This window comes from Paenibacillus sabuli (genome assembly GCF_014705605.1).
Lineage (GTDB): Bacteria > Bacillota > Bacilli > Paenibacillales > Paenibacillaceae > Paenibacillus_D > Paenibacillus_D sabuli.
Genome location: NZ_JACXIZ010000012.1, coordinates 178107 through 204945, shown reverse-complemented (window position 1 = coordinate 204945; position 26839 = coordinate 178107). Strand labels below are relative to the sequence as shown.

Here is a 26839-nt window from a genome sequence, read left to right as displayed (position 1 = left end):
TCCAATTCGCGGTACGTACGTATATAAGAAGAGGCTCGCCGATGAAGCGCATCGGCGGATTGTGAGCGCAGAGGAGGTGTTACGTTGCTAGGCGTACGATTGTTGAAGCTGACCGGACTTGTTTTTGGGATCGTGATGGTGAATGTCGTCGTCTTGTCGCCGGGGCTGCTCGGCATCCGCATCAGCGGCGGCAGCGCGCTGGAGACCGCCTCCGCCATCACGCTATTGGTCGTCAGTCTGCTGGTGGTGCTGTACGGCAGCTACAGCCTACTGTTCCGCACGACTGCCGTCACGCCGGTCAAGAACATTCAGACGCACGAGGATTACGTAGCGGCCCTGTATCGCTACCGTCACGTCAAAGGACTGCACAAGGATATCGCGCTCGCGCTCAACCAGCTCGACCGGATGCGCAAGCGCAGGCTGGCGCTCGACGAGGTGCTGGGCCAGCGCTTTCAGCCAACGGAGCTGAGCTATGCCAAGTTCAGCAAGGTCATTGATGAAGTCGAGAACCTGTTCTACGACCATATGCGCAGTATGCTGAACAAGCTGCGGGTGTTCGACGGAGGGGAGTTCGCCCGCTTCGTCGGCCGGCACCGGCCGGGGAGGACCTTGTCTGCGGTCGAGCAGGAGAAGGTCTCGCTGTACACGCAGTACTTCGAATATATGAGCGGGTACCTGCAGGCCAATGAGGAAATTCTGCTCAAGCTGGACAAATTGCTGCTGGAGGTGGCCGCGCTCGGCAGCACCAACTACAAGGAGATCGACGAGATGCCCGGCATGCAGGAGCTGGACGTCTTGATCAAGCAGACGAAGCTATACAAGCATTGAAAGGGGGATGCACGTGGGCAAGGGCAAAATATTCGCAGGGCTGATCGTCATCGCCGCGGTCGTCTTCGGTCTCGTCTACTACGGGATCAACCTCACCTCGGACCTGGGCAAGACCGCGGGCCAGATCTCGGAGGAGGATGCGGCGGAGCGGCTGACGAAGCTATACGGTGATATCCGGGTCACCGAGGCCGATCCGATCAAGGGTCAGATCGACCTCGATCCGGTCGATGTCGGCAGCGCCCTGCCGAGCATCGACAAGTTCGACATCTCGGTCGACCACACGACCAGCAGCTATGTCGAGATCTTCTCCTCCACGGAGAAGTCCGGCACCGGCACGGACGGCTGGCTCAATGAGGTGGCTGAGGCCTTCAACAACGCGGGGATCGAGGTGGACGGCTCGCCCGTCTCGGTGCGCATCCGCAATATCGCCTCCGGTACGGCGGCCGACTACATCAAGTCGGGCAAGTACGTCCCGGACGCGTATACCCCGTCCAACGCGCTGTGGGGCGATATGGTCGCCGCGGAGGGCGTCAAGGTCGAGGAGATCACCGATCGCCTCGTCGGCAACGTGGCGGGCATCGTCACCGACGAAGACAAGTACAACGAGCTGATCGAGAAGTACGGCGCGCTCAATCTCAAAACCGTGACCGACGCGATCGCGGCCAACGAGCTGGCGATGGGCTATACCGATCCGTTCGCGAGCTCGACCGGGCTCAACTTCCTGGTGACGGCGCTGATGACCTTCGACAGCGCGGATATGCTCGGCGATCAGGCGGTCGCGGGCTTCGAGCGCTTCCAGGCCAACGTGCCGTTCGTCGCCTCGACGACGCTGCAGATGCGCGACGCGGCCAAGTCCGGCATGCTGGACGCGTTCGTGCTGGAGTATCAGACCTTCGTCAACACGGCGGACCTGCAGAGCGGCTACGTCTTCACGCCGTTCGGCGTGCGGCACGACAGCCCGCTCTACGCGCTCGGCGACCTGCCGCAGACGAAGCGGGACATCATTCAGGCCTTCGCCGACTTCGTCCGCCAGGAGGACAATCAGGCGCTCGGCACGAAGAACGGCTTCAACGGCATGGACGACTACAAGGCAGAGGTCGCGCCGGCCGATCCGGGACTGCTCTCGGCGGCGCAGAAGCTGTGGAAGGAGAAGAAGGACGTCAACAAGCCGATCGCCGCGGTCTTCGTCGCCGACGTCTCGGGCAGCATGAACGGCGAGCCGCTCAATCGGCTCAAGGAATCGCTGCTGACCGGGCAGAAGTACCTGGGACGGGACAACAGCATCGGCTTCGTCTCCTACTCGAGCGACGTCACGATCGATCTGCCGATCGCCAAGTACGATACGAACCAGCAGTCGATGTTCGTCGGGGCGGTCAGCAGCCTGCAGGCCGACGGCGGCACAGCGACCTTCGACGGCATCGTCGTGGCGATGAAGATGCTGCAGGATGCGCGCGCGGAGGATCCGAGCATCCGGCCGCTGATCTTCGTGCTCAGCGACGGCGAGACCAACGAGGGGCACTCGCTCGATGAGATCCGCAGCCTGATCGAGACGTATCAGGTGCCGATCTATACGATCGGGTACAATGCCAACATTCAGGCCTTGCAGAGCATCTCCAGCATCAACGAAGCGGCCAGCATCAACGCCGACACCGACGATGTCGTGTACAAGATCGGCAATCTGCTCAACGTGCAGATGTAGGCGCGGCGTTCATATGGTTTATTGCGGGGGGGTTAGCGGCGCGAGCCGGTTTTATTACAGGAGGAGGGGTCCACGATGGCCTTTACGATGGAAGTAGTAGACGAAGCGAAGATCAAGTCGGCGATTGAAGAGCAGGTCCAGCCGGAGCCCGAGGAGGTGAAGGAGCTGCGCGAGCAGGCGGCGAGCAATGTCTCGACGATCCTTGCGGTCGATACGGAGTCGCTGGAGAAGCGGCGGGAGATCATGCAGTCGATCGATCAATTCGGGATGCGCACGATGCGCTCCTCCTCGGAGAAGAACAAGCTGCTGCAGGTGTCGGTGAACAACCTGTCCAAGAGCGGCGACGAAGGCGGTCAGGTCGCCAAGGACTTGATGGAGCTGAATCTGCAGCTCAAGGATCTGGACCCGAGCGTCGTCGATTTCGCCAAGAGCGGCTTCCTCGGCCGTCTCTTCAATCCGCTGCGCCGCTACTTCGCCAAGTACCAGAAGGCCGACAGCGTCATCTCCGACATCATCGTCTCGCTCGACAAGGGCAAGGTCGTGCTGCAGAACGACAACACGACGCTCGAGCTGGAGCAGCAGGCGATGCGCGAGCTGACGAAGCGGCTGGAGAAGGAGATCCAGCTCGGCATGCTGATGGATACGGAGATCGAGGCGCAGATCGAGGCCGCCAAGGCGCGGCAGGAAGCGGAGGACAAGGTGCGCTTCATCACCGAGGAGGTGCTGTTCCCGATGCGCCAGCGCGTCATGGACCTGCAGCAGATGATGGTCGTCAATCAGCAGGGCATCATGGCCAGCGAGGTCGTCATCCGCAACAACAAGGAGCTCATCCGCGGCGTCGACCGGGCCCGCACCGTCACCGTCACCGCGCTGCGGATCGCCGTCACCGTCGCCAGCGCGCTCTACAACCAGCGGATCGTCCTGCAGAAGATCGAGCTGCTCAACAAGACGACGGACAATCTGATCAGCGGCACCTCCCGCATGCTCAAGGAGCAGGGCGTCGCGATCCAGAAGCAGGCGTACGAGGCCAGCGTCTCCGTCGAGACGCTCAAGCAGGCGTTCGGCGACGTCATCTCGGCGCTCGATTCGATCAGCACGTACAAGCAAGAGGCGCTGCCCAAGATGCGGCAGACGATCACCGAGTTCCGCGAACTCGCCGATACCGGCGAGGAGCAGATCAAGCGGCTGGAGAAAGGCAAGGCGCTCGGCCTGTAGGCCGCGGCCGTTCGCGCTTGCGACGTCGCTGCCGTGCAGACACAATCGCATAGGCTGTGTACGTGTCCGGCTTAAGGCGGCCGCACGGATCGCCCCCCACTGTCCCATTTGCGGACGGCGGGGGCTTTTTTTATGTTTGGCTTGTACTTTTATCAAAAGTACCAGAAATGAACGTTTTGTCTCCTACTCGCGTCGCGGCTGCTTTTATAGAATAAAGGCACGACGAGAAAGAGAAGGTGATGGAGGTATGGCAAGCGGCACCAAGGCGGCGAATACCAAGGTGGCGGACATCAAGGTCAAACGAAACCGCTGGAAGCTGTTCCGCAGCAATCTGGACATGTACCTGCTGCTGGTTCCCGGACTTGCATTTTTGCTGTTGTTCAAATACACGCCGATGTACGGCATTATCATCGCATTTCAGGAGTTCAACATCTTTACCGGCCTCTCGGGCAGCGAGTGGGTCGGGCTGGAGCAGTTCAACAAGCTGCTGCATTCGGAGGAATTCCTGCAGGTGCTGATCAACACCTTGCTGATCAGCCTGTACAAGATCGTCATCTTGTTCCCGCTGCCGATCTTCATCGCGCTGATCCTCAACGAAGTGCGGCGGATGTTTTTCAAGCGCGCCATCCAGACGGTCATTTATTTGCCGCATTTCCTGTCCTGGGTCATCATCTCCGGCTTGTTCCTGAACATCCTGTCGCCGTCGGGCGGCATCGTCAACGAGATCATTCGCTCGTTCGGCGGCGCGCCGATCTCGTTCATGACCGACAGCGACATGTTCCGCAGCGTGGTCGTCTTCACGGCAGGGTGGAAGGAGTCGGGCTGGAGCGCCATCGTCTTCATCGCCGCGATCGCCGGCATCGAGCAGGAGCAGTACGAGGCGGCCGCGATCGACGGCGCCGGACGCATCCGCCAGATGTTCTCGATCTCGCTGCCGGGCATGCTGCCGATCATCGTGCTCATGTTCATCCTGCGCATCGGCAACCTGCTGGAGGCCGGCACCGAGCAGATCCTGACGATGTACAATCCGCTCGTCTACGCGACCGGAGACGTCATCGGCACCTTCGTGTACCGCATGGGGCTCGGCCAGCAGGATTACAGCTTCAGTACGGCAGTCGGCTTGTTCAATTCCCTGGTGGGCTTCCTGCTCATCATTCTCGGCAATACGCTTAGTCGCAAATTTCTGCAACGCAGCATCTGGTAAGGAGGCCTGAAGCTTATGCGCAGCAAAAGCGCCGGCGATTATGTGCTGGATACCAGCATCTATCTTATGCTCACGCTCATGGGGGTCATTACGCTGCTCCCGTTCGCCAACGTGTTGTCCAAGGCCGTCAGCGAGGAATGGGCGATCGTCTCGGGCAAGGTCGGGATCTTCCCGGTCGGCTTTCAGCTCGATACGATGAAGTTCGTCGTCACGTCCTCGCAGTTCCTGCAGGCGCTGTGGATCTCGGTCCTGGTGGCCGTCATCGGTACGCTGCTGTCGCTGCTGTTGACGGCGCTGACCGCCTATCCGCTGTCGAAGCGGCAGCTGCCGGGCATCGGCGTCATCATCGTCCTGTTCATCTTCACGATGATGTTCAACGGCGGCATCATTCCGAACTACCTGCTCATCCGCGAGCTCGGCCTGATCGACTCGCTCGGCGCGCTCATCTACCCGGCGCTGATCAGCGTGTTCAACCTGCTCGTCATCAAGAGCTACTTCGAGACGCTGCCGGAGAGCCTGGAGGAATCGGCCAAGCTGGAGGGCGCGGGCAACCTGACGATCCTGTTCCGCATCATCCTGCCGCTCAGCGGCCCGGTGCTGGCGACGATCGGCCTGTTCTACGCCGTCTACTTCTGGAACGATTACTTCAATCCGCTGTTGTACATCAACAGCACCGACCTGCGGCCATTGCCGCTGTATCTGCAGGACATCGTCATGAATGCCAATGCGTCCTCCGCGCTCGACCGGACGGCCGACCAGCTCATGAACGTGCCGGCCGAGGGCGTGCGGTCCGCGACCGTCATCGCCTCGACAGTGCCGATCCTGCTCGTCTACCCGTACTTGCAGAAGTACTTCATCAAGGGCGTGCTGATCGGCTCCGTCAAGGGCTGAAAAATTTCAATCCAATACATTGTCTTTTCCTTAGGAAAAGTAATGATAAAATGAATTTCAGGAGGGTCTATCCATGAAAAACAACCAGAAACGCAAACGGCTGCAGCCGCTGCTGCTCGTCTTGACGGCGCTGCTGCTCGTGCTCTCGGCATGCTCGTCCGGCGGGTCGGACGGCGAAGGCAACAACGCGCCGGCAAACGGCAATGGCAATGGCAATACGGCGGCAGAGGGTACAAATGCAAACGCGGATGCCGACAAGCCGGAGCTGAAGCGGCTGAGCGTCTGGCAAGGCGAGGACTACAACACGTACCCGGTAGCGGCGCTGCTGGAGGAGAAGACCGGCTATCCGGTCAAGTACGACATGCTGCCCCAGGACAAGTGGCAGGAGAAGCTGAATCTGCTGCTCGGCTCGGGCGAGCCGTACGACGCCGTCACGATCTACGCCGACAAGGCGCTCTACTCCGACTTCGCCCAGAAGGGCGCGCTCGTCGACCTGATGCCGCTGATCGAAGAATACGGTCCGAACATCCAGGCCGCGCTCACCCCGGAGATGATGGAAGCGGTTAAAGTCAACGACAAGCTGTATGCGATTCCGGATGCGGTCACCTATAAGGTGAACAGCAGCATCCTGATCCGCACCGACTGGCTGGAGCAGGTCGGTCTGGAGAAGCCGACGACGCTGGAGGAGCTGACCGCGGCGCTGCAGGCGTTCAAGGAGCAGGATCCGGGCGGCAACGGCAACAAGAACGTGCCGCTGACCATTCACGGCAATCAGCCGATGCTGGAAAATATCGTCGGCGCGTTCGGCATGCCGAACGCCTGGAACGAGGTCGACGGCGAGCTGCTGCCGCGCATCCTCGATCCGTCGTATGCCGACTATGTGACGTATGTGTCGGACCTGTACGAGCAGGGGCTGCTCGATTCGGAATTCGTCGCCAACAAGGACGCCACCGCCAAGGAGAAATTCTCCAGCGGTCAGGCCGGCGCGATCATCGTCCACTGGGCGGACATCCCGGCGCTGGCGGAGACGCTGGCGCAGACGCATCCGGACGCAGCCTTCGAATTCATCGGCGCGCTGACCGGCCCTTCGGGCGAGGCGGGCTTCTCGGCCAATTCCGGCTTCGACCGGCTGACCTTCATCCCCAAGTCCTCCAATCATCCGGAGGAAGCGATCAAGTGGATCAACGCGACGCTGGAGGAAGAGACGTTCAAGAGCCTGGCGATCGGCGAGGAAGGCACGCACTACAAGGTCGAAGACGGAGCCTACGTGCCGATCCAGCCGATCTTCACCGACGAGCGCAATCTGGCGAATAACTACATGTCGGGCGTGACGGAGCACTACCCGCAGTACTGGCAAGCGCGCGTGCGCAAAAATCCGGTCATGTACGAGGCATTCAGCTTCTTGAACAACGAGCAGCCGGAGGAGATCCAGATCACGAATGTGCTCGGTCTGTCGCCCTTCATGCCGACGTACTCGAAAAACAACCAGCAGCTCGAGACGATGGTCGGGGACTACACCATCAAGCTCATTGCGGGCGCCGAATCGCTGGACGGCCTGGAGGAGTTCCGGGCGAAGTACAATGCCGCCGGCGGCGAGGCGAGCGTAAACGAAGTCAACGAATGGTATGCGAATCGGTAACGAAGCAGCCATGCGAAGCGAATCAGACGGCAAGTGCGAGCAGGGCTCGCGCTTGCCGTTTGGCGCTGGTCGGCGTCCGTCGTGATACAATGAGACCAAGCCGAATGACCCCGGAGAGGAGAGCGAGCGATGTACAAGATGCTGATTGTCGACGACGAGCCCGCGGTACGGGCCGGGCTGCGCCGCTATGTGGACTGGACGGCCTATGGCATCGAATGGGCGGGCGAGGCCGATGACGGCGACGTCGCGCTGGAGATGATCGCACAGCAGCCGCCGGACCTCGTGCTGACCGACATCCGCATGCCGAGCATGGACGGCATCACGATGGCGCGGCGGATCGCCCAGTCGCATCCGCAGTGCAAGATCGTGTTCATCAGCGGGCATGACGACGCCGATTACCTCAAGTCCGCGCTGAAGATCAACGCCACCGATTATATCTTCAAGCCCGTCAATCGCAAGGAGCTGGAGGCGGTCGTGCGGCGGGTCGTGGATGAGCTGGATGCGCAGCGCCGGGAGCAGCAGCAGCGCCGTCAATTGATGGAGCAGCTCAAGGAAGGCTTGCCGCTGCTGCGCGAGCGGCTGCTGCTGGCACTGATGACGAGCGGCGCGCCGCGGCGGGGCTTGGACGAGCGCATCGCCTTCCTGGGGCTCGATCTGCCGGTGACGTCCGCCTATTGGGTCATCGTGGTCGAGATCGACGACCTGAGCGAGGTCACGGCGTCGCGCTCGGAGCGGGACGCCCAGCTGCTCTGGTACGCCGTGCTCAATATCGTGCAGGAGCTGGTGGACACCTACTTCCGCGGCTACGTCATCGCGCATCAGCACGGCGAATTCGTCGGCCTGCTGCAGACGCTCGAGGGCGGCGAGTCGCCCGACGGCGCGGAGGCGCTGCTCGCGCTCGCGGCCGATATCCGCAGCAGCCTGGAGCGCTACCTGCGGCTCGGCGTGACGATCGGCATCAGCGACCGGGCGGAGGGGCTGGCGCGGGTCGCCGGGGCCTACCGGCAGGCCCGCGAGGCGGCCGATCACCGCTGGTACCTGGGCAAGAACCGGATCATCACGATGGACAGCCTGCATCATGCCGAGCGCGGCGGCGAGCCGGCGCTGCACCGCGTCGATGCCGAGCAATTGGAGCCGCTCTTCTCCGCGCTCAAGGGCGATGAGTCGGACCGGCTGGATGCGGCGCTGGACGAGGTGTTCCAGGTGCTGAGCCGCAATCGCGGCGACGGGCTCAAGTACGGCCAGAGCGTCTGCCTGCAGATCGTGCTGGCGGTGCGCCAGCTGCTGCTGGAGATGGAGCTGCATACGCCGGAGCTGGAGGCGGCGGAGACGGCGCTGTGGCATGCGCTGCTCGCGCGCGAGACGCTGGGCGAGATGCGGGAGGAGCTGGCGGCGTACCTGGGCGAGGTCGGGGGGCGCATCCGCGAGCGGCGCTCCGGCAAGGTCGCCAATCTGGTCGAGCGCGTGCGGACGGTCATCGAGCGCCAATACGGCGACAGCCAGCTGACCGTCGCCGAGATCGCCAAGACGGTCTATCTCTCGCCGACGTATGTCAGCCTGTTATTCAAGCAGGAGACCGGCCAGACGATCAACGAATACCTGACCCAGGTGCGGATCGAGCGGGCCAAGGCGCTGCTGCGCGAGCCGCAGCACAAGTTCTACGACATCTGCTATGCGATCGGCTACAACGACCCGAGCTACTTCACCCGCCTCTTCAAAAAAGCGACGGGTCTGACGCCGAGCGCCTATCGCGAGCATCATGGCTAAGCTGCGCGCGGCGATGCTGCGCCTCTCGGCCTGGAGCGGCGGCCTGCTGCACCGGTTCACGATCCCGCGGCCGTGGCTGCTCGCCTATCTGCTGCTGATCGTGCTGCCGGCGGCGGTCTTCCTCTACGGGTACTACGCCCGCTCCTCGGCGATTCTCAAGAGCGAGGTGCTGCGCACGATGCAGCAGGCGCTCAAGCAGGCCGGCAGCAACCTGTCGTACCGCCTGGAGCATATCGCCAATATCAGCGATGCCGCCTTCATGAATGCCAAGCTGCACGAATATCTGGCCGTCCGCCCCGACGACCGCTCGATCGCGACGCAGATCGAGGTGATCCGGGATCTGCGCTATCTCGTGGACACGATCCAGACCAATCCGGATGTCTTCCACATGCGGCTGTTCGTGGACAGCTCCAAGCTGTACGCCGAGGAGCGGGTCAACTTCTTTACGCTCGACAGTCTGCGAGGCGAGCCGTGGTACGAGGCGATCCTGGCGGACAATGGAGGCATCGTGTGGCGCGGCGCATACGGGGAGGAATTCCTGGGCAGCGGCGAAGCCCGCATCTTCTCGGCGGCGCGCATGCTGCGCGATCCCGCCAATTACGACCGGGTATCTGGGGTGCTGATGATCGACGTGCGCGAGTCGATGCTCGCGCAGATCGTGTCCGAGCTGCAGTTCGCGCCCTCCACCGAGGTATATATTGCGGATGCGGACGGGCGCATCGTCTACCATCCGGACCGGCCGCGGATCGGCACGGCCGTGCCCGAGGCGGTGCGCGCCGCGCTGGGGGGCACGGACGGCCTCCGCACCGTCAGCCTGGACGGCCAGCCCTACGAGGTGATGCACACCCGACTGGAGCAGGCCGGCTGGCACCTGATCGCCCAGGGGACCGAGGCGCAGCTCTCGCCGCAGTCGGTGCGGCTGACGCGCCAGGCGGAATGGACGTCGCTGATCGCCTATGTCGCCCTGTTCCTCATCCTGCCGTTCCTGCTGCTGGCGATCATCGTGCGCGGCATGAACCGCCGGGTCCATCATGTCATCACCGCGATCCGCCGGGAGGGCAAGGACGGCCGCGACGGGCTGCGCGAGCTGCCGCAGGTGAACGGCGACTTCCAGATGCTCGAGCGCAGCGTCGACCATCTCATCCTGCGCGTGCGCACCCTGGTCGAGGAGAAGTATGCCGCACAGCTGCATGAGCGCGAGGCGCAGCTGCAGGCGCTGCAGGCGCAGATCAACCCGCACTTCCTGTACAATACGCTCGATACGATCAACTGGATCGCGATCGGCCGCGGCGCGGACGACATCAGCCAGATGATCGACAGCCTGGCCAAGTACTTCCGGCTCAGTCTGAACAAGGGGCGCAGCATCGTGACGGTCGAGGACGAGCTCCAGCTCGTGGAGGTGTATCTGGCGATCCAGCAGAGCCGCTTCCAGGGGACCTTCGAATACGTCATCGACGCCGAGCCCGGGCTGGAGGAGCGCGTGATGCCGAAGCTGATCCTGCAGCCGATCGTCGAGAATGCGCTGCTGCACGGCATCCGCAAGGCCAAGGACCGGCAGGGTCGCATCGTCGTCGCCGCGCGCCGCGCGCAGGGTGATCTGCTGCTGACCGTGACGGACAACGGGATCGGCATGGACGAGGCCCAGACGCGCCGGCTGCTGACCGCAGCGCCGGACGGCGGGGCCGCTCCGACCAGCGGCGGCAGCTCGTACGGGCTGTACAATGTCAATGCGCGCATTCGGCTCTATGCCGGGGAAGGGTACGGCCTGTCCGTCGTCTCGGAGCCGGGGAGCGGCACGACGGTGACGGTGCGATTGAAGGCCGACGTGCCGGGGGACACGGGGTCGGCGGAGTCATAGCTGGCCTCTGGCGCTTTTTAGGATCGGCTATCCGACGGCTTACAATTTGGGGCAGCTTGTACAGTACTCTTCCACCGGAGACACTTCGTAATAGAAGCAGCAGGTTTTTCGGATGCGCGTCGGCGTACCGGACGGCGCGTCGCAGTCGGGCGCGAGGGAGGCTGCCGGCGCGGCGTCGCCATAGAATCGGAGGAGCGGGTTGCGCGCTTCTCCGAAGAGGGCGCCGGGCGCTTGGTGCAGCATATAGGCATAATCTTCGCGGCCGCGCGCCCGCACCGCTTCATCCTCCGAAGCGGCGAGCCGTTTTTCGTACAGCGAGTAGACGCGCACCGCGGCATTTTCCCACAGCATCGGCTTGGGCGCGCGGGCGATCTCGGCCAGCATGTGAATGATCGGCCCCATATTCTCGGCGAAGAGGGCATGCAGGAGCGCCTCGCGCCAGGCGTGACGGCCGCCGGGTGCGGGGGAGCCTGCCTGGTCGTCGGCCAGGCGGATATGCGTCAGCCAGCGGTCCGGCGTTGCTTCGAGGAGGCAATGTTCCGCGCGTGCGTGCAGTCCCTTGTCGTACGCCGTCATCGCGTACAGCACAGGGACGGCGGCGACAAAGGCGTAGCGCTTGACGAACTGCGAGGCGGCCGTCATCCGTGAAGGCGCCCTGAGCCGCTCGGTCAATCGGTCCAGATAGGCCGAGCCGCGCTCCGGATCAAGCAAATGCGAGGCCGGCATCGCAAGGGCGGAGGCGCCGGCGCCAATGCTGACGTCGGGGATGGCGCCTGGGCCGGCTGTGCGCCTGCACAGGCCGAATTGCGCACGCAGGTCCGCCCATTCCTGCTGTGATATTCTCGATTGGCCGCTCATGGGGCCTCCTCTCGCTGTGCTGACGTCATCTTACTCCAATGCCTCGGCGATCTGATCGACGATCAGGTCGATGGCGATCGGCCCATAGTACCCGACCCATTGCGCCGTATTTTGCTCGTAGACGTGATTCGCCTGCACAGCTTTCAGGTTTTCCCATATACTCGTGTTTTGCAGCTCCTGGGTCAGGGCGGCATTCGTGTCGTCCTGCAGCAGGAACATGTGCTCCGCCTCCAGCTCCGGCAGGACCTCGAGCGAGATCATCGTGCTCGTGTCCGCGTCGTTGACCGCCATTTCGGGCGGCGTCAGACCCAGGTCGTCGTACAGAATCTGCGAGGTGCGATGCGAGGTCGTTTGCAGCCGAATCAGGCCGTCCCTCGGGCGCACCAGGGCCACGATTTGCCCGCTCATTTTTTCGGCGAGGCTTGCTTTCAGCGTGCTGATTTTCTGATCGTATGCCGCGATCCAGTCCTGCGCTTCCTGCTGCTTGTTCAGGATCTGTCCCATCTTCGCCAGCACCGTCTGCCAGTCCTCGTTGCGCTCGAGCATCAGCGTCGGCGCGATCTTGAGCAGATCCTCATAGATGTCCTCGTGGAATTCCGTCGCGAGAATCAGATCCGGCGAGGCCGCGAGGACGCCCTCCAGATTCGGCTCGACATACGTGCCGAGCAGCGGGATATCGTCCATCTGATCGCCCAGATAGGGCGGCAGTCCGCCGTCGGTGCCGGCGATGACGCTGCCCGCGGGCCGCTCGCCCAGCGCCAGCATCTGGTCCGCGTACTGCACGTCCAGCACGACGATCCGCTCTGGCACCTGCTCCAGCGTGATCTCGCCCTTCAGCGTCGGGATGGTGACCGGGGTGTCGAGCTCGGCAGCCGTTTCGGAAGAAGGGTCTGCGCTCTCGTCTGCCTCTTCCGCAGCGTTGCCTGCTTCCGCGTCCGTGCCAGCTGACGTGCCCTCGGCCGGGCCGCCCGCATCCGTATTACCCGTTTGCGATTCGTCTGACGTTGCCGCTCCGGTGCCGGGGTCGGCCTGGTCGTCATTGTTGGCGCAAGCGCCCAACAGCATCATCAACGTGACAAGTAGCATCAAGCTCCACGAGAGCTTGCGTTTCGAATACATGGATCGTACCATTGCTCATACCGCTCCTTCGTTCTAGTTGATAATAATTTTCATCCTCACTTAGACCACTATAAGCATGACGGCCGCTCTGTGCAATGGATATCTGCGCCAATCGCGCATGGACAATGGCGACACGACAAAGAGCCGTCGACGGGCGCGGCCAACGCCGCATCGACAGCCTGGGGCAAAAAAGGGCGAGCTATCTTGCCTTCAAAAATGCCGCCGCGACCTGATCGACGACCTGATTCATGGCGATCGGACCGTAATACGCAATCCAGAGGCTCGAGGAGGCCGGGTAGATGTGCTGCTCGCGCACGGCCCGAAGATTCCGCCAGACGGCCGAATGCTGAAGGTCTCGGGTCCAGCGCGGGCAGGTGTCGTCAGTCAGGACAAAATAATGATCGGTATCCAGTTCGGGCAGCGTGTCCAGCGCGATCGCCGAGCTGGTGCGCTTGCGATACATGGCTTGCTCCGGCGGACGCAGGCCGAGATCCTTGTAAAGGATCGAAGCGGTACGATGCGCGCTCGTATGCAGCCGGATCGCATTATGGCGCGGCCGGATCATCGTGACCGACTGCGCATGGAGCCGCTCGCTCAGCCTGGAGCGGAGCTCGCTCGTCTTGTGCCGATAGCGCTGCAGGATGCGCTCCGCCTCCTGGCGCCGGTCCGTGATTCGCCCGAGCGTGCGGAGCGTCTCCCGCCAATCGCGGTTGCGCGGTAGCATCGCGGTCGGCGCGATCGTCGCCAGGCTCGGGTAGAGAGGCGCCTGCAATTCCGTGCAGATGATCAGGTCCGGAGCCAGCTCGCACAGCGCATCGAGCCGAGGAGAGGCCAGCGTGCCCAGAGGCTCGATCGCGCCCGCCGGGGAGGCTGTCATGCAGGTCGGAAAGCCGCCGTCCCCGGGCACCGTGACGCTGCCGGCCGGCGGCGTGTCCAGCGCCAGCAGATGATCCAGGAACTGCGGGTCCAGCACGGCGATCCGCCGGGGCCGGCGATGTAGGGATAGCTCGCCTCGCAGATGCACGACCGTGGGCAGCGCCCGCCGGACGGCCGCCTGCAGCGGATCGGTCGCCTGCGCGCCGCCGCGGCTGTCCGCGTCCTCCGCGGCGCAGCGGATCGACGGATCGGGGCATGCTCCTTCCTCCGCGGCGCGCGCCTGCTCCATCGCCGTCCGATATTCGCTGGGCGACACCCCTGCGTACCGCTTGAACAGGCGGCTGAAGTAGTAGCTGTCCGCGTACCCGACCGCCTCGGCGATTGCCTTGAGCGGGGCGCGAGTGCTCTGCAGCAGCGTCTTGGCGCGGTCGATGCGCAGTTGCATCAGATAGTCGATCGGGCCGAGCGCCAGCCGCTTGCCGAACAGGCGCTGCAGCGTCCGCGGACTGCAATTCAGCCGCGCGGCGAGCGCCTCCGCGGTGATCGGCTCGGCGTAGTGCTCGTCCATGTAGCGGGCGGCCTGACGCACCAGGTCCGGTGTCGGAGCAGGAGGCTGCGACTGCTGCGCCGGCGTCAGTGCAGACGTCGGAGGCAGCTGCATCGGCCTCAGTATGGGCGCCGCCTGCCACGTCTGAGTCGTCTGCGGCGCCGGGAGCGCCTCGTGCAGCTGCGTCATCAGCTCGCAGACGAATTGATAGAAGAGCGCCTTGGTCTGCAACTGGGCCAATGATCCTGCGCGAGCCCAAGTCGTCTCGAGCTGAGCGAGCAGGCGATCCAGCGCCGCGGCGCGGACGGTCTGGACGCCGTACGACTGTGCGAACGCCTCGGTGTGGGCAAGCGCGTGCTGCGCTTCCTCGCCGAGCGGCGGTCCGGTATCGGCCTGGTAGTGCAGCAAGTAACCGTGCAGCGGCTCGGTCACGTCTGCGACGGTCAGCACGGCCCCCTGACCGGCATGACAGGCATAGCCGCGCACCAGCCGGTGCGGCGCAGCTGCGTTCAGGTCGAGGCCTGCGCCGCCGCAAGCCGCCGCTGCGTCAAGATCGAGCCGCGCGCTGCCGTGCGTAATATACAGGAAGGCGCTGGAGGCGAGCCGGTACGTCTGCGGCGGCCCATGCGTATCCAGCGCCAGGCGCTCGATGCCAGTGATGTGCACCGTGGCCGCGTTCCAATGGCGAAGCTGCTCTTCGATATTCATCATGCGGCGTCAACTCCCGTTTTTATCGCGCCGCCGAAGGAGGGCGCTGCAAGTTGTAATCTGTAACGGACGGAAATGACCGTTACAACGTCGATTGTGGCTCATGCGAGTTGTAACGGACACTTTTGACCGTTAGCATGCTCTGGCGCCCGCATTCAAGCCGAATTCATAGTCTGACGGACAAAAATGTCCGTAAGGTGCTGGATCAAGCGGTAAGCTGTCCTCCGCGCCGTCAAAGGACAGCGCAAGAGACCGGCCGTTTCCTCTTGAATAGATTATAAGTTCCACGCTTATAAACGGCTCTATCTATTCTCGGAACGTAACTTGTGTCGCCGCGAAAGGCCCGCGCTAGCCGTTTCGCCTTGAAAGATAAGAGGTATAAGCTGATCGCTCATACCGGTCTTATCTTTCTCGGAACGAAACTTATTCGGCTATAAAAAACCAGCCTCACCGTTTCGCCTTGAAAGATAAGAGGTATAAGCTGATCGCTCATACCGGTCTTCTCTTTCTCGGAACGAAACTGACTCGGCCATAAAAAGCCGGCCTCACCGTTTCGCCTTGAAAGATAAGAGGTATAAGCTGATCGCTCATACCGGTCTTATCTTTCTCGGAACGAAACTTATTCGGCTATAAAAAACCAGCCTCACCGTTTCGCCTTGAATAGATAGAATTTATAAGTTCCACACTTATAAATGGCTCTATCTATTCTCGGAACGTAACTTGTGTCGCCGCCAAAGGCCGGCGCCAGCCGTTTCGCCTTGATGATAACCATTATCAATTATAACGCAAAAAAGGGTGGAGGGGGAGGCTTTTATGCGAAGAGGGTTGTCAATCGTTAGGTGAGATGTAAAAGTAAGGGGAGGAAAAAAGTCCTAGTATGTCGAATATTTAAGTAAAATATCGAAGGGAGTCTGGGAATAGATGGCCAAAACCTATCATGCGGAAGGAAGGCAGCTCGCAAATGCCTTGCGCGGGTTATTTATCCTCGCCGGGACGGCAGTTTTAAAATCATAGAAAGTATAAGACGTGCCCTATACTTGTCTAGATTTCTCGGAACGTAACTTGTGTCGCCGCCAGAGGCCGGCGCCAGCCGTTTCGCCTTGCTAATTTACACTGGGGTTTTTTCGTAGGTATTATTTTGGTTGGAATGGTCGTCTCTGAGGTGCTGGGGACGATGTGGACCGCCCGGAGACGCTCGGCCAAAAAGAACTCGAAAAAATCCGCTGCTCCTTCCAGAACCGAGAAACACGCCAAACCGTCTACCTCAAAAAAACTGTCTGACCAAAGCTTAATTCGAGCGGATGTGCAATCCTTATCCGGCACTGATTTCGAGCGATTAATGGAGATGTACTACATCGATCAAGGCTACCGCGTTAACCGAGTAGGCGGGGCAGGCGACCATGAGGTGGATTTAATTCTGCAAGGGAAAGAAGGGTACAAAATAGCCGTGCAATGCAAGCGTTGGAAGCGGGATGTCGGGAACGATATTGTGCTGCGCCTCAAGGCGGGCAAACAAGTGCACGGCTGCTATGACGCATGGATTGTCACCACTAGCCACTTTACCAAATCCGCAAGAGAGGCGGCAGAACGGCTTAATATCAAATTAATCAACGGTGCAGCGCTCCAAGATAAGTTAATGCGGTGGCGCAAGGGGAAGCGTGTGGGATGAAGTACCATTGAGGCGCTAGTGCATCATTTTCAACTGACTGGCCACGTACGAAGAAAAGAAAATCGACCAGGACTACTTCTTGGAAGACAATGTCCTGTAAATTACACCAAAACGTGCCGACTGATCGCCGGCACGTTTTTGGCTTACTCCTTCTTCCGATCGAAAACGCTGCATCTCATCCGCGCAGCGTGTGTCAGTTCAGCAGCAGGACTAGGCCCTGACTTCACCGCCCTTCCCCGCTCTTCACCGGCTTCTGAAACACGACTCCTTGCTCGGCGAGCCGCTCGTGCAGGAGCGGAATCGAGACGTCGGCCAGCGCGCTGCCGGATTCGATGGCGAGCGCGGCGGCGATCCCGGCCGCCTGGCCGAGCGCGTAGCAGGTCGCCTGCACGCGCATCGAGGACATCGCCACATGACTGGCGGAGATGCTGCGTCCGGCGACGATCAGCCCCTCGATCTCGGCGGGCAGCAAGCAGCGGTACGGGATGTCGTAGCCGTCCAGCTTGCGCTCGTCGGTATTGGCCTGGCCGGTCGGATTGTGAATGTCGATCTCGTAGTTCGTCTGCGCGACGACGTCCTCGAAGCGGCGCCCGCTCGTCAGATCTTCCTCGGTCAGCGTGTAGCGACCCTCGATCTGATTCGTCTCGCGCACGCCGATCTGCCCGGGCACGTGGGAGAGGATGTGATTCGGATGGTTCGTGCGCTGCAGGTAATTGGCAATCGACAGCACCTGGCGCAGGCCTTCCTTCTCTGCGTAATTGATGTCCTCGATCTTGGCGCCGTTGCCCTTGACCCGCGACATGTTGACCAGCAGCGTGCCGTCGCCCATGCCGCCCCAGTACAGGTGGCGGCCCTGTGGCAGCTCCTCGACCGATTCGTAGCGGTAGCCGTCCTCGGGCAGCGACTGGGCGACCGGCTTGCCGGTATCCTGCATCATGAACATCAGCGTCATCGGCTGGGTCAAGCCGTCCTCCTCGCGGCCGGCATGGGTCGGTACGCCGGCGTCGACCGCCACCCGGGCATCGCCGGTGCAATCGATGACGACCGCCCCCGCGAACGCCTTCAGTCCCTCCCGCGTATTGGCGAAGACGCCGCTCACCCGCTTGCCCTCCAGCATCGCCGAGACGAAGCTGGTGTGGTAATAGACGTACACGCCCTCCTTCTCCAGCTTCTGATTCAGATAGTGGCGCAGCTCGAACGGCGAGTATTGCGGCCAGATCGACTCGTGGTGCGAGTCGGGCAGCGCGGCCGGCAGGAACTCCGAGATGATCTCGCGATAGATGCCGGTGACGTTGCCGATGCCCATGAAGACGCTCACGTTGCCGAGCGTGCCCATCCCGCCGAGCTGGGCGGAATGCTCCAGCAGGATCGTGCGCTTGCCGCTGCGGGCGGCGCTGATGGCTGCGGCCGTACCGGCCGGTCCGCCTCCGACGACGATCACATCGGCCGTATCATGCACGGATACCGTGCGCTTCATTTCCACTTCGTTTTGGGACATGATGATGCTCCTTTCCGCATGCGATGGGATTTGACTTTCATTTTAGGAGAGAAATGCCTCAAATTATAGTTCCATTTTTGTTACAATTAAAACAACGGCAACTGTAATGGACACCACCGAAACACCACCGACGCTTAGCGATTCGGACGAGTGCACGGCTCTAACGGACATCACGGGCGCTTAGCGCATCAATTGGACGCGTGCGCGGCTCTAACGGACACTACGGGCGCTTAGCGGTCATTTCAGCCGCCTACACGGCCCATAATCCTCTCTAGGCGTCTCCCATGACCGTTACATGTGAAAGGTAGCCAAAAAACGGCGCTAAGCGGCTCTCATGTCCATTAGAGCTGGCTTTCGCCCACATCGTGGCGCGAATGGCGAACGGTATGCTCGGGTAAGACAATCAGAGGTTCATGAAAAAGGGGGACATCGACATGCCGCGCAGAAAGGCTGTCACGCTGCAAACGATCGCCGACGAGCTCGGCCTCACCATCCACACCGTCTCCAAGGCGCTGCGCGGGCTGCCGGGGATGGCGGAATCGACGCGCAAGCTGGTCATCGACCGGGCCCGCGCGCTCGGCTACCGCACCAAGGAGCAGGAGGCCGGCATCGCCGCCGAGCGCATCCCGTGGGCGCAGACGCGGCCGCGCCGCTTCGCCATGCTGATCGGCGATTCGGCCTTTCACCGCCTGCAGATGGAGGGCGTGCGGCTGAGGCTGAACGAGCTCGGCCACTCGCTGGCGCCGCTGCTCGTGCCCTACGAGCTGGCGGGCGAGCGCGAGCTGGAGGAGTGGCTGGCGCGCAACGAGCTGTTTTTTGCCGATGGGCTGTTCCTGACGGCGGCGCTGCCGGAATGGATGGAGGCGGCGCTGCTGCGGCTGGAGCTGCCCAAGGTGCTGCTCAACTATCCGCCCGATCTGGCGGAGGTCGACAGCGTCATCTGGGACGTGGAATACGCGGTGCAGCGCGCCGTGCAGGAGCTGCAGCGGCACGGCCACCGGCGCATCCTGTACGTTGGGGATATCGCGTCGCTGCGGGGCTTTCGGTTGCGCTGGGAGGCCTTCCTGCGCAGCGCGAGGCAGCCGGCGCTGCAGGAGACGCCGACATCGCCGGAGGCGCATGTCACGACCTCGACGGCGGATCGCGCCGTCTGGATGGAGCAGATCCGGCAGCGGCTGAGCGAGGGCGGCTATACGGCCGTGCTGAGCACGATCCCCGACCGCGCGGAGTGGGTCGGTGTGGCGGCGGACTTCCTCGGCCTGGCGCGGCCTCGCGATCTCTCGCTGATCGCCATGGAGAACGAAGCCAATCCGCACATCGCCCACGTGTCGCGGCCGCTGCTGCTCGTGCGCGAGGCGGGGGAGCGCGCCGCCGAGCTCATGCTGCGGCGCCTCGCCAATCCGCTACTGCCGTACGAGCATGTGCGGCTGCGGGGCGGCTTCCATGCCGGCAGCACGCTCGGCCCGCCGCGCTCGGACGCGGATTGAGGTTGAGGTCCTCAAAAAAGTCATCGGAGTCCTGCAACAAGTCATCGCAGTCGCTAACGCCGCGGCCCCGCATCCGGTTACGATGGACGTGGGAGGGCCGCATGGGCGCTCCGAGACCAAGTAGCGGGGAGGAGGTACGATGAATCGTCGCAGACGCTGGATACTCGCGGCGGTCGCGACCGTCGCGCTTGCCGGAATCGGACTGGCTGCGCTGCTCGGCGGCCTGCGCATGGGCGGCGCCTCTGGCGGTGTAGCGGACGACGAGGTGGTCGCGCGGCTGGACGGCGGGCCGATCACAGCGGCGGAGCTGCGGCGCACGCTGGACCGGCAGCACGCGCTCGTCGCCGGCCAGGCCCGGCGGACGGCCGGCGCCGCGGGCGGCGTGGACGACTGGGCGACGGCCGGCGCGGACGGTGTCACGCCCGCCGAGACGGCCAAACGGCTCGCGCTGGAGGCGGCCGTGCGGCTGCGGGTGCAGCTGCGCCTGGCGCGGACGGAAGGGCTGATCGCAACGGATACGTACGCGGCGCTGCAGGAGGAGCGGGCCCGCGAGAATGCGCGGCGCGCAGCGGCGCTGGCGGCGGGGCAGCCGGTGTACGGTCCCGAGCGCTTCGAGGCGCGCGCCTTCGCGGACTTCTACGTCGGGCGGCTGAACGCGGCGCTGCTGGAGCGGCTGGCTGCGCGCGAGCCCGCCGGCGAGGCCCAGCTGCGCGCGCACTACGAGCGGATCAAGGAGCCGCTCTTCCGGCGCGAGGGCGAGGTGCGCTTCACGGCGTATCGGCTCTCGTACCGCGAGGGCGGCCGCGAGACGGACGCGCGCCGGCGGCAGGCCGAGGCGGCGATGCAGACGCTACGGCAGCAGCTCGAGTCCGGCGCGCCGGCCGCGGCGGCGCTGGAGGCGGCCATGGGCGAAGCGCCGGCCGATGCGCCGCGCGTCCTGGCGACGGAGGAGCAATTCGACGATCGCACGGCGCGCACGTATTACAAGGCGCTGCCGCAGCTCTACGAGCTGCTGACCGACGCCCCCGAGGCCGGGCAGGTGCTGCCGGTCGTCGACGATCCGCAGCAGGGCGCCTATGTGCTGGCGGTCGTGGACGAGGCGCTGCCCGGCGGCTACGACAGCTTCGAGGCGCAGCGAGACAACGTGCGCCAGCATTACTGGCAGACCCGTCTGGAGGCACTTTGGGAACAGATGGCCGCGGATGCGGACGTCTCGACCAACGAGGCCTATGCGCGGCTGGACGCGGACGGCGGCGCTTGAGGCAGGGCAAGACACGCGTCCCGCCGGCGCGCACGGCCGAAGCAGACGCCAGCACGCGAGGTCCGGCAGCGTGACGGCGCTCGAACGCTTATGCGCGAACGATCATACTCAAACGACCATATGCGAAAGAATTTGCAGGCCTTGCTTCTAATGTAAGCGATACCATCTACCATCACGAACGACCAAGGGAGGATCATCATGAGACCACGATACACGACAGCCTGGCTGGGCGCGCTGCTCGCCTGCGTACTGCTCGCGGCTACGGCGCTGCCGGCCGCGCCGGCGGCGGCGCAGCAGCCGGAAGAGCCGCCAGCCGAAGCGCTGACGATCAGCGGCACGGCCTATTATGTCGACAGCGCGGAGGGCGACGACGCCAATGCGGGCACGAGCCCGGCTGCGGCCTGGCAGACGCTGGACAAGGTGAACCAGGCCACGTTTGCCCCTGGGGACGCGATCCTGTTCAAGGCGGGCGACGCCTGGTCTGGCTCGCTGCAGCCGCAGGGCTCGGGCAGCGACGGCGCGCCGATTCAGATCGACCGCTACGGCGACGGGCCCAAGCCGCTGATCGCCGGCGACGGCGCGGATGCGGCCATTTACTTCTACAATCAGGAGTACTGGGAAGTGCGCAATCTGGAGATCACCAATAACGCCGCGATCCCCGGCCAGCGCCGCGGCATCCACGTCTCCGGCGACAGCGGCGACGACTGGACCGACATGCGCGAGTACAAGCACTTCGTCTTCGAGGAGCTGGAGATCCATAGCGTCAAGGGCCAGCAGGGCGGCGGCTGGCACAGCGGCGGCATCATCGTCTGGAGCCCGGGCTGGAACTATGTCGTCTCCGACGTCACCGTGCGCAACAACCGGATCTACTCGCTGGACAGTGTCGGCGTGTACCTCAACGGGGCGACGCGCAACTTCTCCTCGAACAATCGCATCGAGAACAACATGATCTACGACATCTCCGCGGACGGGGCGGTCCTGCTCAATACGACGGACGGCGTGATCGCGCACAATGTCGCCTTCGACACGCACAAGCGGGCGGGCGGCTACCATGTGCCGCTCTGGACGTGGGCGACGCAGGACGCGGTGATCGAGTACAATGAGGTGTTCAACACCTATCCGGGCGGCGACGCGATGGCGTACGACTCGGACTTCAACAGCGACGGCACGATTATTCAATACAATTACAGCCACAACAACGCCGGCGGCTTCGTGCTGACGATCAACGACGGCACGAACCCGAGCAACTTCAACACGGATACGATCATCCGCTACAACATCAGCCAGAACGACCGGCACACGGTGTTCACCTTCGCCGGACCGGTGGAGAATACGCTGGTGCACAACAACACGGTGTATCTGCCCGAGCAATCGACGGCGCGTGTCGTCGGCAGCGGCACGTGGGGCGGCTACGCGACGGATACGTACTTCTACAACAATATCCTCATCAATCACGGCTCGGGCGGCTATGAGATGGGCCAGAGCACGAACAATGTGTTCGACAGCAATCTGTTCTACGGCAATCACCCGGCGAGCATCCTGGCGCTGGATGCGAACAAGGTAACGGCCGATCCCGAGCTCGCCGCGCCCGGCACGGCCACGATCGGCCGCGACACGGTCACCGGCTACCAGTTGCTGCAGGGCTCGCCGGCGATCGGCGCGGGACGCGTCATCCCGAATAACGGCGGCCTCGACTACTGGGGCAATGCGGTGTCCGCGACCGCAGCGCCGAACATCGGCGCCTACGAAGGCGCAGGGCTGGACCCGGCGCAGCTGCCGGCGCTGCCGCCGACCCCGGAAGAAGCGAATCTGCTGGTCAATCCGGACCTGGAGAGCGGCGACTTCACCGGCTGGGGCTATGCCTACAACGGCGCAGCCGTCGTCGATCACGACCAGCGCTCGGGCGACTACGCGCTCGAGCTGACCGCCGCGGCCTCCGGGGCGGAGCAGAAGGTGACCGGGCTGCAGCCCAATACGATGTACCGACTCTCCGGCTATGGCAAGGGCACGGGCGGCGGCGCCGGCGTGCTCGGCGTCAAGAACTACGGCGGCACCTTCAAGGACACGTCGATGAACGGGCTGAACTATACGTGGAAGGATGTCGTCTTCATCACCGGGCCGACCGACACGAGCGCGACCGTCTATGTGTACAAGAACGGCGGCACCGGCGCGGTGTACTTCGACGACATGGTGCTGTACGCGTATGGCGAGGTGCCGCAGGCCGCGAGCAATCAGACGCCGCCGCCGGCCTTCACCGAAGGCGACAGCGACGAATTCAATAGCGCGACCCTGGACCCGCAGTGGACATGGGTGCGGGAGAATGATCAGAACTGGTCCCTGACGGCGCAGCCGGGTCAGATGCGCATCGTCAGCGAGGCGGGCGACATCGTCGACGGCGGCGCGACCGCACGCAATATTCTGCTCACCGGCGCGCCGGAGGGCGACTGGACGATCGAGACCAAGATGGACGGCAAGCCGTCCTCGCAATGGTCGCAGGGCGGCCTGATCGTGTACGAGAGCGATCAGACGTACTTCCGGATGACGCGGCTGTACGGCAGCGGCAATCAGTTCCAGTTCACCAAGCAGATCGACGCCGACCGCACGCACGTCGAGGTGCCGGACACGATCGCCTCCACCGTCTCGTATATGCGCATCGTCAAGGAAGGCAACACGTACAGCGGGTATTACTCCGCCGGCGGCGAGACGTATACCCAGGTCTGGACGACGCAGACGGCCGACCTGGTCGAGCCCAAGATCGGGCTGATCGTCTGCGCGGGCACCGGCCTGACGGCGGACTTCGATTACTTCCGCCTGATTCAGGAGGACACCCCGCCGTCGTGGGACGTGATCGAGGACGACATGGACGACTATGCCGCCACCGGCTGGAGTGCGACGGGCTCGAGCGGCTCGGTCGTGCAGGAGGACGGCTATGCGACCGTCACCGACGGTGCGACGGGCTACCAGTTCCTCACCAAGAACGGCTTCGCGCCGCCGAGCGGGGCGTTCACGTTCGAGGTGCGGGCCAAGGCCAACGCGCCGGGCACGACCAATGAGATCAGCGTGCGCGGCGGGTCCTATAACATCGGCCTGTTCCTCACCTACGGCACATCGGGCCAGGTGCAGGACCGCGAGAGTAATCCGCAGCACACTGCGACGATCGACACGACCGTGTATCACACGTACCGCGTCGTCGTGCATCCCGGCGCGAGCTATGATGTGTATGTCGACGGCAACCTGGCCTGGAGCGGCGCGACGAGCAGCGGCACGGGCAGCGCCATCTTCAAGCTCGGCGGCAGCGGCACGAGCGGCATCACCGCCGACATGGACATCGATGAGGTGCGGATGGGCCACGGCATCATGCTGCCTTAGCGTGTGCATGCGAGGCCCAGCCAGCGAGCGTAGATGACGCTATCGTAGCGCGCAGATATGATGCTGGGTGGAAGGTACGCAAAATGTTGCGGCAGCAGGCTCGTATGAAGCTGTGGAAGCATACGAGCAGGAAGTGTGCAGCGTGCGAGCAAGATGCTGCTGCAGCATGTGTGCAGGAAGTGTAGTCGTGTGCACCTGCGCACCGGAGCTGCACACCGCACGCGGAGTCGGCAAGTCGCCCGAATACAGGACACCTGCAAGACGCCTTCCCAGCGCCAAGCGCTGCGCGGAAGGCGTCTTTGCGTCTGTGTTTTTGGTTGTCCGGCACTTGCCGCCACTCCCGCCGCTTTCCCGCACGAGCTAACGGTTGTCAGCGCGCTTATTTGGCTGATAATCAGCGTTTTTTAGAGCTAACGGTTGTGAGCGAGCTTATTTGGTCAAAATCTTTTCATTTTCGCCAAATTTGATAAATTAGCGTCTGTGAGAACCGTTAGCTTTTAAAAGCAGTCAATTTGACTAAAATAACGCCTGTGAGAACCGTTAGCCGCCGCGCAGGAACGTCTTCCGCCGCGCAGGAACGCCTTCCTCCGTATTTGAAACCAATTTAGCACTATCCGCGCGGAGCGGGCGACCATAAAATAAGAGGACAAGGCGCTGTCGGGGCCGCCGGGGGAGGGAGCGGGCATGATGAAGCTGATGATTGTCGAGGACGATCCGCGTATTTTGCACAGTCTGTCAAGCGGGATCCCGTGGGCTCGGCACGGCATTCGTGTAAGCGCTATTGCGGAGGATGGCACGGAGGCGCTCGCGCTGGCGGAGCGCGAGACGCCGGATCTGATGCTGCTGGATATCGGGTTGCCCGGCATGGACGGGCTGTCCCTGGCCTCTGCGGTGCTGCAGCGTGCGCCGCTGGCGCGGATCGCCGTGCTGAGCGGACACGACGAGATTCGATACGCGCAGCAGGCGATGGAGCTGGGCATCATGAAGTACTTGCTCAAGCCGGCCAACCGGCACACGATCCTGCAGGCCATGCTGGCGCTGGCGGAGGAGACGCGGCGCGCGCGCGCCGCAGCGGAGCGCCAGGCGGAGCTGCAGCGACTGTGGCGCAGCCGGCTCCCGCAGCTGCGCCAGGATTTCCTTCGCGACTGGATGGCCGGACGCTATGCGGCCTGGGAGCTGGTCCGGCACGCCCGGGAGCTGGGCCTGGCGCTGCTGGAGGACGCCCGCTATGTCGCCGGCGCCTGCCGGATAGATCCGTTGCCGGACACGCAGGCCCGCTTCGGGGCGGGCGATCGCCCGCTGCTGCACGCCATGCTGCTGAGCATCGCCAAGGAATGCCTGGCGCAGGACGACTGCCACGTCTTCGACACGGACGAGGAGACGACGGTCGTGCTGTTCGCCGGCCTGCCGGGCGAAACGGACGCGGCGCTTCAGGAGCGGATGGGCCTCGCGATTCGGCGGCTGTTGGCCGCCGTCCGCGCTTGTCTCAAGCTGACGGCGAGCGCCGGGCTGGGGACGGCGCAGCCGCTGACGGCAGCCCCGCATTCGTATCGGGACGCCTGCCGGGCGCTGCAGGAGCGGACGGTATGCGGGCAAGGCGCGACGATCGCCTATCGCCGCCGGGCCACGCCGCCGACCGGCGGGCTCGTCCCCTGCGATCCAGCCTTCGAGCGGCGGTTGGAGATCGCCGTCTACAGGGCGGATGCCGCAGCGGCGCATGCGCTGCTGGACGGCTACGTGGCGCGGGCCTTCGCGCAGGCCGATTGCGCGGAGCTAGCCTATGAGCAGGTGCTGTTTTTGAGCGGCGTGTTTACGCGCCTGCTTCAGTCGCAGGGCTGGTCCGTGCAGCAGGTGCTGGCGGAGGATTACGCCTACTTCCTGGCGCTGGAGACGCTCGTCTCGCAAGCGCAGATCGCCCAGTGGGCCAGCCGCGTCACCGCGCGCATCGTGGAGCATGCCGGCCGGACCCGCGCGTCCGGCGGCCATCGCATGGTCGGCCGGCTGCTCGAGATGATCGAGCGCACGCCGGGCGCCGATCTGAGTCTGCATGCGCTCGCCGCCCGTCTGTATGTGAACGCGTCGTACTTGAGCCGGCTGTTCAAAAAAGAAGTCGGGCAGCCCTTCTCGGATTACGTGCTGGCCCGCCGCATGGAGCGCGCCAAGGAGCTGCTGCTGGGCGAAGCCAAGGTGAACGACGTCGCCTCCGCCGTCGGCTACCGCGACATCAGCTACTTTGCCAAGGCGTTCCGCAAATATTGGGGCGTCGCGCCGAGCGCGCTGCGCCACAAGTGACGCCCTGTATCGCGGCTGCCTATGCACCGCCTTCCGAACCTGGTCACACGCGCC

At 63.4% G+C, this 26839-nt stretch carries 17 protein-coding genes; 13 read left to right on the top strand and 4 right to left on the bottom strand.

Annotated features, from left to right (window positions below; genetic code table 11):
- The first annotated feature begins 84 nt into the window (after positions 1-84).
- The 8 genes from IDH44_RS06665 to IDH44_RS06630 all read left to right on the top strand — a co-directional run bounded on the left by IDH44_RS06665 (position 85) and on the right by IDH44_RS06630 (position 11101).
- Positions 85-828, top strand: coding sequence for a hypothetical protein (locus tag IDH44_RS06665; RefSeq protein WP_223869425.1), 744 nt, complete (start codon positions 85-87; stop codon positions 826-828).
- 7 nt (positions 829-835) lie between these two features.
- Positions 836-2527, top strand: a complete 1692-nt coding sequence (locus IDH44_RS06660) for a VWA domain-containing protein (protein ID WP_190915919.1) — start codon at positions 836-838, stop codon at positions 2525-2527.
- 75 nt (positions 2528-2602) lie between these two features.
- On the top strand, positions 2603-3742 hold the full coding sequence (locus tag IDH44_RS06655) for a toxic anion resistance protein (RefSeq protein WP_190915917.1): 1140 nt from the start codon (positions 2603-2605) through the stop codon (positions 3740-3742).
- A 247-nt stretch (positions 3743-3989) separates the two neighbouring features.
- The gene (locus IDH44_RS06650) at positions 3990-4946 is read left to right on the top strand and encodes an ABC transporter permease (RefSeq protein ID WP_190915915.1); all 957 of its coding nucleotides are present in this window, start codon (positions 3990-3992) and stop codon (positions 4944-4946) included.
- Between the two features lie 15 nt (positions 4947-4961).
- Positions 4962-5837 carry a carbohydrate ABC transporter permease gene (locus IDH44_RS06645; RefSeq protein WP_190915913.1) on the top strand — a complete coding sequence of 292 codons (876 nt, stop codon included), beginning with the start codon at positions 4962-4964 and terminating at the stop codon, positions 5835-5837.
- 73 nt (positions 5838-5910) lie between these two features.
- Complete coding sequence (locus IDH44_RS06640; RefSeq protein ID WP_190915912.1) at positions 5911-7476, top strand: extracellular solute-binding protein; 1566 nt, start codon at positions 5911-5913, stop codon at positions 7474-7476.
- Positions 7477-7605: 129 nt separating this feature from the next.
- Positions 7606-9243, top strand: a complete 1638-nt coding sequence (locus tag IDH44_RS06635; protein ID WP_190915910.1) for a response regulator — start codon at positions 7606-7608, stop codon at positions 9241-9243.
- A complete protein-coding gene (locus IDH44_RS06630; RefSeq protein ID WP_190915908.1) occupies positions 9236-11101 on the top strand; it encodes a cache domain-containing sensor histidine kinase in 1866 nt (621 codons plus the stop codon). Before IDH44_RS06635 ends, IDH44_RS06630 begins: the two co-directional genes overlap by 8 nt.
- Before the next feature lie 39 nt (positions 11102-11140).
- On the opposite strand, the gene IDH44_RS06625 is transcribed toward IDH44_RS06630, so the two are convergent.
- The 3 genes from IDH44_RS06625 to IDH44_RS06615 form a co-directional block, all read right to left on the bottom strand.
- Complete coding sequence (locus IDH44_RS06625; RefSeq protein WP_190915983.1) at positions 11141-11959, bottom strand: IucA/IucC family C-terminal-domain containing protein; 819 nt, start codon at positions 11957-11959, stop codon at positions 11141-11143.
- 30 nt (positions 11960-11989) lie between these two features.
- A complete protein-coding gene (locus IDH44_RS06620) occupies positions 11990-13090 on the bottom strand; it encodes an ABC transporter substrate-binding protein (protein WP_190915906.1) in 1101 nt (366 codons plus the stop codon).
- 187 nt (positions 13091-13277) lie between these two features.
- Positions 13278-15212, bottom strand: coding sequence for an AraC family transcriptional regulator (locus IDH44_RS06615; RefSeq protein ID WP_190915904.1), 1935 nt, complete (start codon positions 15210-15212; stop codon positions 13278-13280).
- A 1171-nt stretch (positions 15213-16383) separates the two neighbouring features.
- On the opposite strand from IDH44_RS06615, the gene IDH44_RS06610 reads away from it, so the two are divergent.
- A complete protein-coding gene (locus IDH44_RS06610) occupies positions 16384-16878 on the top strand; it encodes a restriction endonuclease (protein WP_223869424.1) in 495 nt (164 codons plus the stop codon).
- Between the two features lie 223 nt (positions 16879-17101).
- Here the strand turns inward: IDH44_RS06610 and IDH44_RS06605 are convergent, their stop codons facing one another.
- Complete coding sequence (locus IDH44_RS06605) at positions 17102-18376, bottom strand: FAD-dependent oxidoreductase (protein WP_263364365.1); 1275 nt, start codon at positions 18374-18376, stop codon at positions 17102-17104.
- A gap of 434 nt (positions 18377-18810) precedes the next feature.
- Between IDH44_RS06605 and IDH44_RS06600 the strand changes: the two genes are divergently transcribed.
- The 4 genes from IDH44_RS06600 (at position 18811) to IDH44_RS06585 (ending at position 26785) form a co-directional block, all read left to right on the top strand.
- Complete coding sequence (locus IDH44_RS06600) at positions 18811-19863, top strand: substrate-binding domain-containing protein (RefSeq protein ID WP_190915902.1); 1053 nt, start codon at positions 18811-18813, stop codon at positions 19861-19863.
- Between the two features lie 139 nt (positions 19864-20002).
- A complete protein-coding gene (locus IDH44_RS06595; protein ID WP_190915901.1) occupies positions 20003-21124 on the top strand; it encodes a hypothetical protein in 1122 nt (373 codons plus the stop codon).
- A 198-nt stretch (positions 21125-21322) separates the two neighbouring features.
- Positions 21323-24493 carry a beta-xylosidase family glycoside hydrolase gene (locus IDH44_RS06590; RefSeq protein ID WP_190915899.1) on the top strand — a complete coding sequence of 1057 codons (3171 nt, stop codon included), beginning with the start codon at positions 21323-21325 and terminating at the stop codon, positions 24491-24493.
- A gap of 684 nt (positions 24494-25177) precedes the next feature.
- Positions 25178-26785 carry a response regulator transcription factor gene (locus tag IDH44_RS06585; RefSeq protein WP_190915897.1) on the top strand — a complete coding sequence of 536 codons (1608 nt, stop codon included), beginning with the start codon at positions 25178-25180 and terminating at the stop codon, positions 26783-26785.
- Positions 26786-26839: the final 54 nt, after the last annotated feature.